Below are 16,382 nucleotides of genomic sequence, written 5' to 3'. Positions count from 1 at the left end.
TTAACGAGTGGCTTTTGCAGCTAAACCTGCATGCGCTCCTAACAAAGAATAAAGATTAGTGGTATCTTGTAGCCAGTTGTAAAACAAAAGCTTTCTCATGGAGAACGACTTGCTTTCCCAACTTCAACCTATGCGCCGCTTTTTCGAAAGCGGCGCTACTCAATCCTATGCATTCAGGAAAGAGCAGCTGCAGCAATTGAAACGTGCTGTTACAGCCAATGAAAAAGAGATCTATGCAGCTTTATATGCCGATCTGAAAAAAAGTCCGGAAGAATGCTGGGTGACGGAAAACGGGTTCTTTTTGTCGGAACTGGATCATGCGATCGGCAGCCTGAAGAGCTGGATGGAACCTGAAGCTAAAACCACTAACCTGCTCAACCTGCCGGGCAACAGCCGGGTCGTAAAAGAACCTCTGGGCGTGGTACTCATTATCGCTCCCTGGAATTACCCTTTCCAGTTATTACTGACACCATTGATCGGGGCCATTGCCGCCGGTAACTGCGTAGTGCTTAAACCGAGTGAATTTGCGCCAGCCACTGCCGCATTGATGCAGCGGCTGATAGAAACTGCATTCCCCAAAGAATATATTCTTTATATACAGGGCGATGGTGCAACAGTAATTCCGGACATGATGAAAAATTTTACATTCGATCATGTGTTTTACACGGGAAGTACTGCAGTGGGCAGGCATATTTACCAACTGGCAGCAGAACGACTGGTGCCGGTTACACTGGAACTGGGTGGTAAAAGCCCCTGCGTAGTGGAAGCAGATGCCAATATCAGTGTTGCTGCCAGGAGAATTGCCATGACCAGTTTTTCAAATGCAGGTCAGATGTGCGTAGCGCCGGATTATGTCCTGGTACATAGTTCTGTGAAAGAGAAGCTGGTTGCAGAATTAAAAAAATCGATTGTCCGTTTTTACGGAGATACCCCTGAAAACAGCAGCGAGTTCGGACGCATGATCAACGAAAAACAATTTAACCGCGTAGCTGCTTATATTAACCAGGGTAATTTACTTCATGGCGGCCGGACGGATATCACAAAACTCTTTATAGAACCAACACTGATAGACCAGGTAGAATTAAGCGCCCCGGTGATGCAGGAAGAGATTTTCGGTCCCGTGCTGCCAATCCTTGCTTTCAACAGTATGGAAGAAGCGCAGGAGATCATTGCACGAAATCCGAATCCGCTGGCTTTTTATGTGTTCACATCCAGCAGGCAGAAAGAAAAAGAATGGCTGAACAGAATACCTTCAGGAGGCGTTTGTATCAATAATGCAAGCCTGCACCTGACCAATCATAACCTGCCCTTCGGCGGCCGCGGGTTCAGCGGAACAGGACAATACCATGGAAAATACTCTTTCGATACCTTTTCGCACCGGAAAGCGGTGATGCGTTCACCTACCTGGTTCGATCCCGGTCTGAAATACCCGCCTTTTAAAGGGAAATTATGGTTGCTTAAGAAGATGGTGTAGAACAGCCCCCTTCTTCATACAGTGAGAGTAGATTAAAATTTCCCAAAAATGGAAACTTATATACAAAAGTTTACGTTTTACGTAAACTTTAATTAACTTTAATGTAGATGAATATTGAGGAGGTTTCTACGGGAAAATTTTTTCCGATAAAGATTGTTCCTGTTGAAAAGGCAGACTATAAGTTTTTAGTAAAAAGCCGGTATTTCTTTAATTGGAAAGACGAACAAAATGAGGAGGTTTATAAATTAACTATCAAAGGTGAAAATGAAATCTTGGGCGTTATTTCATTAGAGAGGATTTATGCTGAATGGCGGGTTCATATCAGGTTGTTATCTGTCTCAAAAGAAAACAAGGGAAGCAAAAAAAAATTTGATAAAATCGCAGGTAACCTGATTGCTCATGCTGCTAAAATCGCAGTTGCAGAATATGGAGAGTTAGCATGTATTTCATTAAGACCTAAAACCGAATTAACCCAATATTATATAGAGAAATATAAAATGAACATTACCGGAATAACACTAAGCTTAGAAGTGCCAGAAATAATAGATCTGATTAATCTATTTGACAACAATTAATAAAGATATATTATGATCCATGATTTTGAATACGGTGTAGATTCTAGGTACAAGAATAAAAAGGAGAGGGAATCTGATTCGGTAGCCTTAATGCAGGCCAGGTTAGAAAGAATGAAGGCTATTCCCAGGGAACAAATCATTCGGGCAAAACTCCTGCAATTGAAGTTAAAAATGGAAGCTTACCTAAAAGAACCCGTATATGATAACAACAATCATTTTACTGATTTCTTAGAAATGTATATTGATGCAATTTATCCCCAGCGAAGCAAATTCGCAGAAGATATCAATGTTACCCCTGTTTTTCTAAGCCAGATTATCAACAATCACCGTGAACCTAAAGAAGAGTTTATTTTAAAACTGATGATACATTCAGAAAAAATGTTTAAGAATGTATGTGAGTTTCACAAAAAAACCTGGTATCAGGTATATTACCAGGAAAAAATATCGGATACGATGTCAAGCCAGGAACAATGGAGGCCAGGAATAGAAAAGCAGGTAAAAATTAGTGAATTATCAGAAATGTAAAAATTGTAATTAGTGCATTATTAAACAATATAGGACTATATCTGCCTTATTTTAGATAAGAAAAGGATATCGATCACTTTACAGCACTTTTAGTACATGAATTAACTCACATCATTCAAGTGTTATAAAACCATGCTCCTGTTCTCATTTCAAATTCTGCTTGTGGCATGGACGGAACCCGTTATTTCGCCCCTTTGCCGCTAACCCTTATCTTTGCCGCTCGCAAAAAAGAGTTTATGAAGATCTATAATGTGTTGATCAAATATCGTTTCTGGTTAGGATTGCTGTCGCTGGTGCTGGCCGTTGTTATAAATGTTTACAGCAGCTTCTGGCCCGCATTTTTCCTTTATTTCATCGGCGTGATCGCGCTGGCGAGCCATTTTTTCATTGGCCCCCTGCGTTTGATACAGGAGCCTATGGAACAGGGAAATGTGGACGAAGTTGAAAAAATCCTGAACACCATCTGGTTCCCGAACCTGCTTTATAAGCCTGTTCGTTCCACTTATTACACCATCAAAGGTAACCTGGCCATGATGAAGCAGGATTTCGATACTGCTGAAAAACACCTGAAAAAAAGTACCGAACTGGGTTCGCCGATGGCGGAAGCAGAAGGAGCCAATAAACTGCAACTGGGCATGATGGCCATGCAGCGCGGCGACCTGAAACAAGGTGAAAGCTATATCCGCGCAGCAATCCGCGCAGGTATCCCCGACAAAGAGAGCGAAGCTGTAGCTTACCTGAGCATGTGCCAGATCTTTATGAATAAAAGGGAATTCCGCGCTGCCAAAGAATTCTTCCGCAAGGCAAAAGCCTGCAAACCCACTACCAAACAAGTAGTAGACCAGGTGAAAGAAATTGAAAAATATATTTCAAGGATGCCCGGATAATACCGGAATATATTCCTCAAAAAGATAAATAAACCGGCCTAGGCCGGTTTATTTATTTGTACGGATAAGGATCGCTGAATTTTTTACCGGTTCAGCTGTACTTTTATAATATGCGTGATACCCGTTTACGGATCTTTGGCCAGCTGGTGATCAATATCGTTTCCTTCGTGTGCTTTTACCTGATGTCGGTAACGGAGTATGGTATTGATCCCTATAAACTGATCTTCTATACCATTATCACCACATTTATCGTGTGGGAATTATTGCGGCTGGGGATCATGCTCACGCGAAAATTTTATCCTGGTATTGCGCTCACCAAACGCAGGCTCTGGATAGTGTCCCTGATCACCATGCTGATTGTGGTGATCATACCTTATATCAAATTTTTCCTCGGGGAACTGATCGACCTTTATCCTACACCACAGGGACCTATTCAATTCTATCCTTACCTGCGGCTGATGGGGCAGAATATATTTTACTGCATTTTCATCGCTGCTATTTATGAAGCCATGTATTTTTTCGATCAGTGGAAAATACTGGAGAAAGAAAAAGAAGCCATGCGTCGCGAAAACCTTCGGGCGCAGTTCGCCTCCCTGAAAGGCCAGGTCCAGCCTCATTTTCTCTTCAATACACTCAATACCCTTTCTTCACTCATACATAAAGACGCAGACCGTGCCGAACGTTTTGTGGAAGGCATGTCAGACGTGTACAGGTACGTACTCAAAGCGGGAGACCAGCTGACTGTGCCCCTGAGCGAAGAACTTGATTTTATCCATGCCTATGCCGATCTCCTGACAAGCCGTTTTGGTAAAGGATTTGAACTTACCATAAACGTAGATGATGATCATGGAAATTACCTGCTTCCGCCGCTCTGCCTGCAGCTACTGGTTGAAAATGCGGTAAAGCATAACGCCATTCTTCCGGACTCGCCATTACAGGTAACCATCGAAACAAAAAATGAGCACCTGGTTGTAACGAATAACATCAACAAAAAACATATATCGGTTCCTTCGGAGAAAAAAGGCTTGTCCAGTATCATCACACGTTATCGTTTGCTGCACCAGCCGGATATCACAATTGTGGAATCTGCCACAAGCTTTACCGTTACCTTGCCATTATTAAAGCATCCTGTATATGAAAGTGCTGATCATTGAGGACGAACAACCCGGGGCGGAACGGCTGGCGCATCAATTGCAGGCAATAGACAATACTATTGAAATACTGGGCATATTGCCCGACACCGGTACTGCTATCGACTGGTTCCGCAATCATGAACATCCCGATATCGTATTCATGGATATTGAATTGTCGGACGGCCAGTGTTTCCGCATTTTCCAGGAAACGGAGGTCAGGAGCAGTATTATTTTCACCACCTCATACGACGAATACGCGCTTAAGGCTTTTGAACAGAACAGTATCGATTACCTGCTGAAGCCGATAAAAAAAGAACGCCTTGAACTCGGTCTGCAGAAATACAAACAGCTTCAGCAAAGATTCGCATACGATAATACCTGGATGGAAGCCCTGCTGAATAAGGTAGCACCTCCTCCATCCTGGCGGGATAAATTTCTTGTAAAACACGGGCAGCGGTATATTTCTGTCACCACGGATGAAATCGCTTATTTCTACAGCGATCTGCGACTTGTTTTTCTGGTTACCACCAATAAAGACAAATACATGGTGGATTATAAGCTTGAAGATCTTGAGAAAATGCTTGATCCTGCAATGTTCTATCGTGCTAATCGTTCTTTTATTGTACACACCAGATCCGTTGCGGGAATCATTACAGGAAAAAACCTCAAATTATCCGTTACACTTGAACCTGCGCCGGGAGGCCCGATCACCATCAGCCGCGAGAAAGCAAGAGCATTTAAGACCTGGATGGGCCGCTGAATATACGCTTCATGATATAATAATGCTGACTCATGTAATTCCGCCTGGTCAGCATATTGGCCTGCGTGTAAGTTTACAGGCAGATAAACAATCGGCATGAAATATATCTTGTGGGCATCCGGTATGCTTTTTTGCATGGCTTTACAGGCGCAGAAAAAAACAATCGATTTCGCAGAATACGCTTCCTGGGAAACTTTTTCTGAAAGAAGGTTAAGCAGTAATGGTGAATGGGTGAGTTTTGGCGTTTCAGCTAACGACTGGAGTAATCCTGCTCTTTATCTCAGGCACCTGAAAACGGGTAAAGAACAACGCTTCCCTAACGCAAAACAAGGCCGGTTTACAACAGACAGTCGTATCTGGAGTTTTCAGCAGGGCGATACACTCGCATTTATTGAACTGCAGAGCGGACAACTGAATCTGTTGCCTGGCATGAAAGAGCTCAGCTTTGCCGACAGTAACAGTTCCGTATATTCTTATTATTCCGCTAAACGGGATACTTTTTTTGTAAAAAGCCTTGCCGGCCAGGTATTACGAACAATTATAAAACCACTGGCGGCCAGGGGAAAGGCTTCCGGTAAAGCGTTTGTATACCTGGCTGACAATAAATTGCAGTACGACGATCTTGCTACAGGCGAATCTGTGATCGTTGCTGAAAATATCACCGCCTTGCAACAGTTTACCTGGAACACTGAAACAGGTGGATTTGCCTGTGTGGTGGAAAGGAATAAACAGCCGGATATCGTATGGTATGATACTGGTAAAAAATCCACACTCCTTTTTTCTTCCCTGCTGAAAGATTCGACCTGGAAAATGAACCTGTCGTCAAAACTGCAATTCTGCGGCGGGCGATTTTTCTTTACCATGAATCATGCAGACAGTGTGCCTGCTCAACCGGTTGCCGATATGGCGAAAGTGGAGATCTGGAGCACTGCGGACGAACGTATTTACCCCGCACAGAAAAAAGACCTGCAGCGAGATCTGCTGGCGCAGTGCCAGTTTGTTTTTTACCCGGAAAGCCGCCAGGTGGTTCAGCTAAGCAAAGATCCGTCTGAAGATCTGAAGCTGCCGGCAGTAAAAACGGCAACGCACGCATTGCTTGTTGCCAGCCTCGGTTACAGGCACCTGCTGCAATGGGATCCTGTTGCACGACATGATTTTTATGTAGTTGATCTCGCCAGCGGCAATCGTACACTGGTGGCGAAAAACATCGGCGGGGAAGCATCTTTATCACCTGCAGGTAAATATGTTACCTGGTTCGACAGGGACAGGCAACAATACCACAGCTGGAATATTGCTACTTCCGTTAACACTGTGATAGGAAAAGGGATTACAGATCCGCTGGCAGAGAAGGAAGCATTTCTCCCGCAGCCTGCAGAATCATTCGGTATTGCTGCATGGAAAAAAGAAGATGCTGCGCTCTTATTCAACACGGCCTATGATGTATGGGAAGCAGATCCCGCAGGTAAAATGCCGGCTACCTGCCTGACAGATGGTTATGGACGTAAGAATAATATCCGCCTTTCCTTTTACGCGCCCCTCAATACGGAAGCAGCATATCAAACCGGCGATACTTTATTATTCATTGCAGAGAATACCAATAAAACAGAATCCGGTTTTTTTGCTGTGATGCCAGGCACACCCAGGAAATGGGAAAAGAAAATCTACGGCAACTATGCTTTTGCATTTCCCGGGATGGATATCGCATCGGACCGTTCGCTGGTATTGTCATTCGGGAACACTTCGTTTTACGGTTTTTTCCATACCCGTGATATGCTTCATTTCGATACGTTATATGTGCTGAATAAGCAAATGCAGCAAAAGCATAACTGGTATACATCGGAAGTGGTGGAATGGCAATGGCAGGGTAAAGCTCAGCGAGGTGTGTTGTACAAGCCGGAGAATTTCAACCCGCAAGTCAAATACCCGATGATCACTTTTATCTATGAAGATTACGGGAATATCAACACATATGTAAATCCCAACTGGTCGGCGTCATTTATCGATTTTGCGCATTATACAAGCAATGGTTACCTGGTATTTGTGCCGAGGGTCCGTTACACCACCGGGAAGCCCGGAGAGAGTGCATTACAAACCATGCTCAGCGCGATCGATCATCTTGCAAAAAACAAATGGCTCGATACTGCAAGACTTGGCTTGCAGGGCCATAGCTGGGGCGGCTATGAAGCCGCTTATATCGCAACGCGTACCAACCGCTTCAAAGCGATTGCTGCCGGCGCTACCGTGAGTGATATGATCAGTGCGTACGGCAGCCTGCGCACGAATCTTGGCGAAAGCAGACAATGGATCTATGAAAAGAACCAGAGCCGGATCGGTGCTTCTTTATGGGAGAACCAGGCAGCTTATATTTCCAATTCGCCGCTGTTTGCTGCAGACCGTATTCGCACACCCTTATTATTAATGCACAATGAAAAGGACGGTATCGTGCCTTTTGCCCAGTCCATTGAATTTTACAGTGCATTGAAACGCCTGAATAAAAAAGCCTGGCTGCTGAACTATCCTGAAGAGAATCATGTGCTGTCGAACCCGAAAAATAAAAAAGACTTTACAATGAGGCTTTACGGCTTTTTCGAGCATTACCTGAAAGGCAGGCCTGCGCCGCAATGGATGAACGGCATGCCGGCAAAATGGGAAGGACGCGTAAAAGGTTGGTTGTGATTTAGGTAATAAGTAAGAAGGCTTCCTGCATGCAGGAAGCCTTCTTCGCGTTTAAGCGTTATCTTTTGTCGCGTGTCATTATATTAGTTACCGTATTCGCTGAGGAATTTGATACGCATGATCTTCAGCTGCTCCCAGGTATAATCATTCTCACTCAGTTCCTGTTGTGCCAGCTGGAGCGATGATGTTTCACAGCCTTTGAAATATTCGATGATCTCTTCCTGGTCGTAGTGATCCAGCCATTCATCGATGGCATAATCAAGGTTGAGCCGTGTGCCGCTTGCGGCAATGGTTTCCATTTCTTCGAGCAGTTCATCCAGGCGGAGGCTCTTGTTCCTCGCAATGGTTTCGAGCGGGATCTTCTTGTCTACATTCTGAATGATATAGATCTTGTTATTGCCTTTATTGGCAACACTCTTCATCACAAAATCATCCGGCTTCTCAATATTGTTCTCTTCCACATAACGCGCGATCATCTCTACAAACGGCTTGCCGTATTTCAGTGCTTTGCCCTTGCTTACACCCTGGCATTTGTCCAGCTCCCCAACGGTTGTAGGGTAAAGTGTTGCCATGTCCTGTAAAGAGTTTTCGAGGAAGATCACGAACGGCGGCAGGCTTTTTTTCTTGGCTTCCTTCTGACGCAGTTCTTTCAGCATTTCGAAAAGTTTTTCATCAGCAGCGCTGCCGGTCTGTGCCCCGCTTTCTCCTTCTTCATCGTCTGCATTGGCATCTTCAAAAAGATTATTGAGCACGATTTTGAATGAGGACGGCTTCTTCAGGAATTTGTGCCCTTTTTCCGTGATCTTCAGCAGGCCATATTCCTCAATATCCTTACGGATCAGGTTCTCCAGCATCATCTGCCTGATCAGGCTGTTCCAGAAATGCACTTCTTTGTCTTTGCCGGTACCGAATACTTCCATCGCATCGTGCCTGAACATGCTGATCTGCGGCGTGAGTTTGCCGGTAAGCACGCTTACCACGTAATCTGTAACAAAACGTTCATCGAGGGCCGTAATGGTTTTCAGCGCTTTTACCACTTCATCCTTCGACTCGATCTTTTCTTTTTTACTGCGGCAGTTATCACAATTGCCACAGTTCTCAACAGTCCAGTCTTCCCCGAAATAATGCAGCAGTATTTTCCTGCGGCATACAGAGCTTTCGGCGTAAGCTACGGTTTCGTCGATCAGTTGTCCGCCTACTTCGCGTTCGCTTAATGGTTTGTCGCGCATGAGATGTTCCAGCTTGGCCACATCTTTATGCGAGTAGTAAAGGATACAGATCCCTTCCATGCCATCACGCCCGGCGCGACCGGTTTCCTGGTAATAGTTCTCGATGGATTTGGGAATATTGAAATGGATCACGAAACGGATATCCGGTTTATCGATTCCCATTCCGAATGCAATGGTTGCAACGATCACCTGTACGTCTTCATTCAGGAACTGGTCCTGTCTTTCGGCACGCAGCTTCTGATCAAGCCCTGCGTGGTATGCAACGGCTTTTATATTGTTGGCAACAAGCAATGCTGCCAGTTCTTCGGTTGTTTTACGGTTCAGCGTGTAAATGATACCGCTCTTGCCTTTATGCTGACTGATGAAACGCACAATGCTTTTCACCGTCTGGTCCATTTTTATTTTCGGCTGGATCTCGTAATAGAGGTTCGACCTGTTAAAAGAGGAAAGGAACACATTGGGTTCGCGGAGCCCGAGGTTCTTTACAATATCGCTCTGTACTTTCGGTGTGGCAGTAGCGGTAAGGGCAACAACGGGAATATCGGGATTGATGATGTCCATCATCTCGCGGAGCCTGCGGTATTCGGGTCTGAAATCATGTCCCCATTCCGAAATACAGTGTGCTTCATCCACAGCGAAAAAAGAAATGTTCAGGTCGCTGAAAAAATCGAGGTTCTCCTGTTTGGTGAGTGTTTCAGGAGCTACGTATAATAATTTGGTCTTGCCGCTGATGAGGTCATCCTTAACGGCTTTGATCTGTCCTTTGTTGAGTGACGAGTTGAGAAAATGTGCTACATCGTCTTTTTCGCTGTAGCCGCGAACCAGGTCAACCTGGTTTTTCATAAGAGCGATCAATGGCGAAACGATGATGGCGCAGCCGGGCATCAGCATGGCCGGTAACTGGTAGCAAAGACTTTTACCGCCGCCTGTAGGCATGATCACAAAAGTATCCTGGCCGCTCATCAGGCTTGTGATCGCTTTTTCCTGGGTGCCTTTAAATTCTCTGAATCCGAAATAAGTTTCAAGACCTGCATGAATATCATATTCAGCAGTTGATAGTGTTTTTTTGGGGGTAGCAGACGCTTTTTTAACCTTGGTTGGCCTGGGGGCTTTCGCTTCGGTTTTTGCAGGCGTTTTTTTTGTAGTTGTGGCCATTGCTTCTAAATCATTTTATCCTCTTTTCAGCGGAACATCTTACAAACAGATAAGTTAATCTCTTTTACCGGATTTTCATACCGGTTCCCACGAAGGCATTATAGATTCCGGCTGTTATTTTCAGCCGCTCAGAGACCGAAGAATAACTTTTAAAAGGATCGCGAAGTTAACAAAGTATAAGGGTATTATCTCTTACAGCCTGTTAAAGTTTAGCTGTACCTTTGCCTGCCATGAAACAATCTATATCACAGACCGCATTGAATACCATAGCGTTAGAAGCGCAGTCGGTAGCTGGCCTGGCAGCATTTATCGACGATGATTTTGAAAAGGCTGTCAATGCCGTACACGGATCAAAAGGCAGGCTGGTGATCAGCGGTATCGGTAAAAGCGCCATCGTTGCGCAAAAGATTGTTGCCACGTTGAATTCTACAGGCACCCCATCCCTGTTCATGCATGCTGCTGATGCCATTCATGGCGACCTTGGTATGATCCAGCAGGATGATGTTGTGCTGCTGATCAGCAAAAGCGGCGAAAGCCCTGAGATCAAGGTACTGGTTCCGCTGGTAAAGAACTTCGGCAATATCCTGATCGGCATGGTCGGTAATACTGCCAGCTTTCTTGCCCGTGAATCGGATATAATGCTCAATACCACGGTAAGTAAGGAAGCCTGCCCTAACAACCTGGCTCCAACCAGCAGTACTACAGCACAGATGGTGATGGGAGATGCGCTGGCGGTTTGCCTGATGGAACTGAACGGATTTTCGGGTCACGATTTCGCAAAATACCATCCCGGCGGCAACCTTGGGAAAAGAATGTACCTGCGTGTGGCAGACCTGTTTGCAGGAAATCCTGTTCCGAAAGTCTTGCCCGGAGCTTCCCTGAAAGAAGTGATCGTTGAAATAACAGAAAAAAGGCTTGGCGTAACTGCTGTAACAGATGAAAACAACCAGGTGGCCGGTATCATTACAGATGGCGACCTGCGCCGCATGCTCGAAAAAAGCAGCGATATCAGTCATATTAAAGCTTCCGATATACTTTCACCCGCACCGCATACGATAGCCCCGGATGTACTGGCCGTTGATGCCCTGAATGAGTTGCGATCCTATGATATCAGCCAGCTGATCGTTGCGGAAAACGGTAATTACCTGGGAATACTCCACATTCACGACCTGGTAAGGGAAGGCATTATATAGAATTCAGGCGGATATTCAGGAATAAGCGGGAAAGCAGCTAATATTGCATGTTTTTCAGCTACAAATCTCTAACGAATGAACAAACGTCATTATGTGGCCATTATGGCTGGTGGCATCGGAAGCCGTTTCTGGCCCCAGAGCCGTACTGCTTATCCAAAACAATTCCTCGATATACTCAATACCGGCAAATCACTGATACAATGGACCTATGAGCGGTACGCCGCATTCATACCCAAAGAGAATATTTATATTATCACCAGCGAGGAATATGAGGCTATCGTGGCAGCACAACTGCCTGAACTCGCAACCGAAAATATTATAGCCGAGCCGAGCCGTAAAAATACGGCACCGTGCATTGCTTATATCTCTTTCAAACTGCTGCAGAAAGACCCTGAAGCTTCGCTGATCGTTGCCCCCAGTGATCATATGATCCTGGATAATGAAAATTTCCGCCTCATCACGCTCCGTGCGCTCGATTTTGCAGAACATATCAAATCGCTGGTAACCTTAGGAATCAACCCCACCTATCCCAATACCGGTTACGGTTATATCCAGCATGAAGCAATGCCGGTGGCCGATGGTGTTTTTAAAGTAAAGACCTTTACCGAAAAACCCAACCTGGAACTTGCAAAAACCTTCCTCGCCAGCGGCGATTTTCTCTGGAACGCCGGCATTTTTGTATGGAAAGTAAAGAACCTGGTAAAAGCCTTCGAACTGTACCAGCCTGAAATGTTCGAACTGTTCGATGGTATGAAAACCGATTACAATACCCCGGCTGAAAAAGACGCCATCGGCCGCGTTTACCCGCTGTGCACCAATATTTCCATAGATGTGGCTATTATGGAGAAAGCGGATAATGTATATGTGATCCCTTCCTCTTTTGGCTGGAGCGATCTTGGTACCTGGAACAGCGCTTACGATAACCTCGAAAAAGACTATCTCGGCAATGCCGTTGCCAGCAATAACGTGATCGTGATCGATGCCACCAAATGCATGGTTTCTGCACCGCATAATAAATTGCTGGTATTGCAGGGACTCGACGATTTTATCGTTGTGGATACCAAAGACGTTTTACTCATCTGCCGGAAAGACAAAGAGCAGGCCATCAAAGAATATGTTGCAGAAGTAAAGCGGAACAAAGGCGACAAATACCTCTGATCCTTTAACGGTTCCTCCCTTTTTCGAGCGGGTAAAGATCCTGCACGATATCACTTTGCCAGTACTCGCCGGTTTCAATTTCCAGGGCGGATAACCTGCCTGTGAATGCTGCACCTGTATCAACATTCCATACATTGGCTGCATGCATGGGTACTGTTACCTGGTAGCGTAAGGTTGGGGTATGACCCAGGTAGATCTGATCAAAAAGCAATAATCTCTTGGGGTAAAGCACCGATGTTTTCTGTATCACGGGATTGAGCGTTACCGCCACCTCCCATAAAGTGCGGTCCCAGAGATAGTTCTCAGCATGCCGTTCAAAAGCTGGTCCGCGCCGCGAAGTAAATCCCGCATGTATGAACAGCCTGTTATGCGTGTCGATATGATAATTTTCAAGGCTACTGAAAAAATCATAATGCTCGTTTTTTGCCTCACGCGTAACCAGTTTGTAGCTCTCAATGGTAGCGTACCCGCCATGCATCAACCAGGTCTCATCCGTTTTACCTGTACGCAGCCATTCGCCCCACCATGTATCGTGATTACCTTTCAGGAAAAGACAGGACACCTGTTGCCGGAGCTGCAGCAGCAACGATACCACCTGGGCCGATTCTGACCAGCCGTCTACATAATCGCCCACGAAGATCAGCTTGTCGCCGGCAGCGGGTGAGATTTTTTCTAAAAGTTGCCGCAATGCCCTGTAAGCGCCATGAATGTCTCCAATTACGATTGTCCTCATGAAATCTGGTTAATAACTCATGTTTCGTCTTCCCCGAAGTCCGAAGATAGCCCTGTCGAGCGAAGCAGTACCCGGTCCTGCAACCAGGATCAGCAAAGCGATAAGCAGGTATGCCAGTGCGAGTTCGAAAGAAGGGCCGCCTGTTAAATTAACAAAAGGATGTTTAAAAACAACCAGGTGCATGTAAAATGCTGTTCCCATGGTACAGGCTATGCCAAAAGCGGCCAGCGGGGTAACAAGACCTAAGATCAAGGCCAATCCGCCACAGAATTCGGAAATTGCAGCAAGTGATTGCATAAATGCCGAATGTCCTGCATCCGGCCCCATCCATCCGGCCGGGTTCTGGATCTTGGGCCAGCCGTGGAACATCAGCGCTGCGCCAATGCCGATACGCAACAGCAATAAAGCTGCCGATACAATATGGGCATGCTGGCGCACACCGAAAAGCTTTGTAAGAAGTCCGTTTTTCATATAGTGGTCTGATATCTGCTATACTGAATGCAATTACAATGCCATAATGGTGAATATTGCTTTTTCAGATAAACGGTTAAAAAACAGCCGTTTGAAAAAATACGATCAGGCGGGATATAAAATGTATTTATTTTTAAAGCATGAAGCATATCTCGATACTTGTTCCCAAAGGAGCGATACTTGCCAGCCTGGAAGGCTCGCGGCAGCTGCTGACCCAGGTCAACGGATTTTTTGCTATGCGCGGCGAAGGGCCGGTCTTTACAGTGGAACTGGTAGGCGTTACACAGGAAACCCAGGCCAGCGGCGGCCGCTTTACGATCCATGCGGATACCGTGATCGATAAAGTTGCAGAAACTGATCTCATCATTATTCCTGCACTCGATGGCGACCTGCAGCAGGCACTGGAGGATAATAAGGAATTTATTCCCTGGATCGTTTCTCAATACAATAATGGCGCAGAAGTGGCAAGCCTTTGTCTCGGTGCGTTCCTGCTGGCTTCAACAGGATTGCTGAAAGGACGGAAATGCGCCACTCACTGGATGGCGGCCAACGATTTCAGGAAAATGTTCCCGGATGTGGAACTCGTAACCGAAAAGATCATTACCGACGAAAACGGAATTTATTCAAGCGGCGGCGCTTTCTCCTATATGAACCTGATCCTGCACATCATTGCAAAATATGCCGGCCGGGAAACAGCTGTTCTCGCGGCTAAAGTATTTGCTATAGAGATCGAACGCGAGAACCAGTCCTCATTCCTCATTTTCCGCGGCCAGAAAGACCATGAAGACGAACCCGTGAAACAGGCACAGGAATTTATCGAGAACAATATCAGCGACAGGATCTCTGTGGAAGAACTCGCCGTTAAGTTCGCCATCGGCCGCCGCAATTTTGAAAGAAGATTTAAAAAAGCAACCAGTAATACGCCTATTGAATATATCCAGCGCGTGAAAATTGAAGCAGCCAAACAGATCCTCGAAGGAGGCAGAAAAAATGTAAGCGAAGTAATGTACGAAGTCGGCTACTCCGATACAAAAGCATTCCGGAGCGTATTCAAGAAGATCACGGGCTTGTCGCCGATGGATTACCGGAACAAATACAACATTACATTCAGCTGATCCAGCGACAGAAGGTTTTTATGCTTTCCCATTTATCGCCGGTTTTTTTATACAGCACCCATGCTCCCTGCCCGCAGAGAGGGCCGCAATTATAGTCCGTATAAAAAAGGCATAATGTATTGTTACGTAAGAAAATGGGAACGGAAACCTGGTAATAGCTTTTACCGTATTGCTTATGGAAATAAGGCCAGCTTTTATCACGTTCCATGAACGCCGCTTTAATAGTGTCTGCGTTCAGTATCCGGGCCTGTGGAAACATATCACCCGTCCAGGCGGTAATACCCGGGTGTGAGACCTGCTTTCTGATCTGCCTGCGTTCTGCAGCAGAAAAACCCGCGGTGTCTTCCATCAGGTTCTCCAGGCAGGTGAACTCTTCCATATTCCTGGGTTTGCCGGAAAGAATAAATTCTTTACCCGACATTTTTTCAGCCATTGCCTGTTTGATAAAATCAATAGCCATCGATGTTTCATCTGTAGTATGTTGTATCCTGGGGCTGCAATAAGCGAAACATGTACAGGTGATCACGAGGAGGATCCAAAAACTTTTTTTCATCTGCTAATATCTTTACCGGTTTAACCGCACTTTTATTTTTTAAAGATCAGCCTGTCAACTGAAAACCTGCCGCTGCCATTGATGAAAATAACAATGGATAAGATCATATAAACGAATGCAGGCGTTTTAACGAGAAACGGATCATTGGCATGGGCGATAAAATAGGCAACAACCATCGTGATAAAAACAGGGATCGCTGCCAGCCTCGTGAACAGACCGATCGTGATCAGGATCCCACAGAAAAACTCTGCAAATACAACCAGGATCAGCGAAAGCTTTGAACCGATACCGATGATATCGCCGAACATGGGAAGGATCTGGTTAAACCCGGTCAGTTTTGCATAGCCATAATTGATGAACAGGCAGCCGAATAATAACCTGACGATCAATGCTGCAAATTCAGGATTGAGGGAACCGGTGCGGAGCAGTTTGTTTTGCATGAGGATATTGTTTTAAAATGGAATTTAATCATTATTCGAGTACTGCACAACTGAATCCGTTTGCTGTAACCAGGTGTACAATTTTTTCGGCTGCGCAATGTCCTTCCACACGTAAGATCCGGTCGCAGTCCTGCAGGTCAAAGTTAATTTTTGTCTGCGGGAAATGGAACTGTAGTATGGCAATGATCTCATCGGCCTGTGCAGGCGCCTGTACATTTGTTTTAAAGACTTCAACCATTTGCAGGCAGGATTTGTTTCTGCAGCAAATGTAACATACAGTTACCTGCAAAGGCGGTCATGGATAC

At 45.4% G+C, this 16,382-nt stretch carries 16 protein-coding genes; 10 read left to right on the top strand and 6 right to left on the bottom strand.

Features of this window, described 5'->3' with window-relative positions; translation table 11 throughout:
• Positions 1 to 97: 97 nt before the first annotated feature.
• The 7 genes from B5D42_RS16015 to B5D42_RS15985 all read left to right on the top strand — a co-directional run bounded on the left by B5D42_RS16015 (position 98) and on the right by B5D42_RS15985 (position 8,030).
• Positions 98 to 1,474, top strand: coding sequence for an aldehyde dehydrogenase (locus B5D42_RS16015; protein WP_078832548.1), 1,377 nt, complete (start codon positions 98 to 100; stop codon positions 1,472 to 1,474).
• A gap of 107 nt (positions 1,475 to 1,581) precedes the next feature.
• Entirely contained in the window at positions 1,582 to 2,049 is a 468-nt protein-coding gene (locus B5D42_RS16010; RefSeq protein ID WP_078832547.1) for an N-acetyltransferase, read from the top strand.
• Between the two features lie 12 nt (positions 2,050 to 2,061).
• Positions 2,062 to 2,574 carry a hypothetical protein gene (locus B5D42_RS16005; RefSeq protein ID WP_078832546.1) on the top strand — a complete coding sequence of 171 codons (513 nt, stop codon included), beginning with the start codon at positions 2,062 to 2,064 and terminating at the stop codon, positions 2,572 to 2,574.
• Between the two features lie 236 nt (positions 2,575 to 2,810).
• Positions 2,811 to 3,461, top strand: coding sequence for a hypothetical protein (locus B5D42_RS16000; RefSeq protein ID WP_078832545.1), 651 nt, complete (start codon positions 2,811 to 2,813; stop codon positions 3,459 to 3,461).
• A gap of 110 nt (positions 3,462 to 3,571) precedes the next feature.
• Entirely contained in the window at positions 3,572 to 4,615 is a 1,044-nt protein-coding gene (locus B5D42_RS15995; protein ID WP_078832544.1) for a sensor histidine kinase, read from the top strand.
• On the top strand, positions 4,596 to 5,354 hold the full coding sequence (locus tag B5D42_RS15990) for a LytR/AlgR family response regulator transcription factor (RefSeq protein WP_078832543.1): 759 nt from the start codon (positions 4,596 to 4,598) through the stop codon (positions 5,352 to 5,354). The genes B5D42_RS15995 and B5D42_RS15990 overlap by 20 nt, the downstream gene beginning before the upstream one ends.
• 96 nt (positions 5,355 to 5,450) lie before the next feature.
• Complete coding sequence (locus B5D42_RS15985; protein ID WP_078832542.1) at positions 5,451 to 8,030, top strand: alpha/beta hydrolase family protein; 2,580 nt, start codon at positions 5,451 to 5,453, stop codon at positions 8,028 to 8,030.
• A gap of 83 nt (positions 8,031 to 8,113) precedes the next feature.
• Here B5D42_RS15985 and recQ read toward each other — a convergent pair whose 3' ends face one another.
• Positions 8,114 to 10,414, bottom strand: coding sequence for a DNA helicase RecQ (gene recQ, locus B5D42_RS15980; protein ID WP_078832541.1), 2,301 nt, complete (start codon positions 10,412 to 10,414; stop codon positions 8,114 to 8,116).
• Between the two features lie 230 nt (positions 10,415 to 10,644).
• On the opposite strand from recQ, the gene B5D42_RS15975 reads away from it, so the two are divergent.
• On the top strand, positions 10,645 to 11,607 hold the full coding sequence (locus B5D42_RS15975; protein WP_078832540.1) for a KpsF/GutQ family sugar-phosphate isomerase: 963 nt from the start codon (positions 10,645 to 10,647) through the stop codon (positions 11,605 to 11,607).
• Between the two features lie 75 nt (positions 11,608 to 11,682).
• Positions 11,683 to 12,765 (top strand): mannose-1-phosphate guanylyltransferase, encoded by a 1,083-nt coding sequence (locus B5D42_RS15970; protein ID WP_078832539.1) that lies wholly within the window; start codon positions 11,683 to 11,685, stop codon positions 12,763 to 12,765.
• A 4-nt stretch (positions 12,766 to 12,769) separates the two neighbouring features.
• On the opposite strand, the gene B5D42_RS15965 is transcribed toward B5D42_RS15970, so the two are convergent.
• Both B5D42_RS15965 and B5D42_RS15960 read right to left on the bottom strand, forming a co-directional pair.
• Positions 12,770 to 13,498 (bottom strand): metallophosphoesterase, encoded by a 729-nt coding sequence (locus tag B5D42_RS15965; RefSeq protein ID WP_078832538.1) that lies wholly within the window; start codon positions 13,496 to 13,498, stop codon positions 12,770 to 12,772.
• A gap of 9 nt (positions 13,499 to 13,507) precedes the next feature.
• Positions 13,508 to 13,969, bottom strand: coding sequence for a DoxX family protein (locus tag B5D42_RS15960; protein WP_078832537.1), 462 nt, complete (start codon positions 13,967 to 13,969; stop codon positions 13,508 to 13,510).
• A gap of 140 nt (positions 13,970 to 14,109) precedes the next feature.
• On the opposite strand from B5D42_RS15960, the gene B5D42_RS15955 reads away from it, so the two are divergent.
• Positions 14,110 to 15,084, top strand: coding sequence for a GlxA family transcriptional regulator (locus tag B5D42_RS15955; protein WP_078832536.1), 975 nt, complete (start codon positions 14,110 to 14,112; stop codon positions 15,082 to 15,084).
• Here B5D42_RS15955 and B5D42_RS15950 read toward each other — a convergent pair.
• Genes B5D42_RS15950 through B5D42_RS15940 form a run of 3 tightly spaced genes read right to left on the bottom strand, consistent with a single transcriptional unit; the run spans position 15,077 to position 16,315 of the window.
• Positions 15,077 to 15,637 (bottom strand): hypothetical protein, encoded by a 561-nt coding sequence (locus tag B5D42_RS15950; RefSeq protein WP_078832535.1) that lies wholly within the window; start codon positions 15,635 to 15,637, stop codon positions 15,077 to 15,079. The genes B5D42_RS15955 and B5D42_RS15950 overlap by 8 nt on opposite strands.
• A 32-nt stretch (positions 15,638 to 15,669) precedes the next feature.
• Entirely contained in the window at positions 15,670 to 16,077 is a 408-nt protein-coding gene (locus B5D42_RS15945) for a DoxX family protein (protein WP_078832534.1), read from the bottom strand.
• 31 nt (positions 16,078 to 16,108) lie between these two features.
• Positions 16,109 to 16,315: a hypothetical protein gene (locus B5D42_RS15940; RefSeq protein ID WP_078832533.1), complete on the bottom strand. Its 207-nt coding sequence runs from the start codon at positions 16,313 to 16,315 to the stop codon at positions 16,109 to 16,111.
• Positions 16,316 to 16,382: the final 67 nt, after the last annotated feature.

The sequence above is a fragment of the Sediminibacterium ginsengisoli genome, from assembly GCF_900167075.1.
GTDB lineage: Bacteria > Bacteroidota > Bacteroidia > Chitinophagales > Chitinophagaceae > Sediminibacterium > Sediminibacterium ginsengisoli.
This window is presented reverse-complemented; position numbering and strand designations above follow the sequence as displayed.

Coding starts and splice junctions, on each gene's coding strand:
- B5D42_RS15970 (WP_078832539.1), top strand. CDS start 11,683: ATGAACAAACGTCATTATGTGGCCATTATGGCTGGTGGCATCGGAAGC.
- B5D42_RS15965 (WP_078832538.1), bottom strand. CDS start 13,498: ATGAGGACAATCGTAATTGGAGACATTCATGGCGCTTACAGGGCATTG.
- B5D42_RS15955 (WP_078832536.1), top strand. CDS start 14,110: ATGAAGCATATCTCGATACTTGTTCCCAAAGGAGCGATACTTGCCAGC.
- B5D42_RS15995 (WP_078832544.1), top strand. CDS start 3,572: ATGCGTGATACCCGTTTACGGATCTTTGGCCAGCTGGTGATCAATATC.
- B5D42_RS15960 (WP_078832537.1), bottom strand. CDS start 13,969: ATGAAAAACGGACTTCTTACAAAGCTTTTCGGTGTGCGCCAGCATGCC.
- recQ (WP_078832541.1), bottom strand. CDS start 10,414: ATGGCCACAACTACAAAAAAAACGCCTGCAAAAACCGAAGCGAAAGCC.
- B5D42_RS16000 (WP_078832545.1), top strand. CDS start 2,811: ATGAAGATCTATAATGTGTTGATCAAATATCGTTTCTGGTTAGGATTG.
- B5D42_RS15985 (WP_078832542.1), top strand. CDS start 5,451: ATGAAATATATCTTGTGGGCATCCGGTATGCTTTTTTGCATGGCTTTA.
- B5D42_RS15950 (WP_078832535.1), bottom strand. CDS start 15,637: ATGAAAAAAAGTTTTTGGATCCTCCTCGTGATCACCTGTACATGTTTC.
- B5D42_RS15945 (WP_078832534.1), bottom strand. CDS start 16,077: ATGCAAAACAAACTGCTCCGCACCGGTTCCCTCAATCCTGAATTTGCA.
- B5D42_RS16010 (WP_078832547.1), top strand. CDS start 1,582: ATGAATATTGAGGAGGTTTCTACGGGAAAATTTTTTCCGATAAAGATT.
- B5D42_RS16005 (WP_078832546.1), top strand. CDS start 2,062: ATGATCCATGATTTTGAATACGGTGTAGATTCTAGGTACAAGAATAAA.
- B5D42_RS16015 (WP_078832548.1), top strand. CDS start 98: ATGGAGAACGACTTGCTTTCCCAACTTCAACCTATGCGCCGCTTTTTC.
- B5D42_RS15990 (WP_078832543.1), top strand. CDS start 4,596: ATGAAAGTGCTGATCATTGAGGACGAACAACCCGGGGCGGAACGGCTG.
- B5D42_RS15940 (WP_078832533.1), bottom strand. CDS start 16,315: ATGGTTGAAGTCTTTAAAACAAATGTACAGGCGCCTGCACAGGCCGAT.
- B5D42_RS15975 (WP_078832540.1), top strand. CDS start 10,645: ATGAAACAATCTATATCACAGACCGCATTGAATACCATAGCGTTAGAA.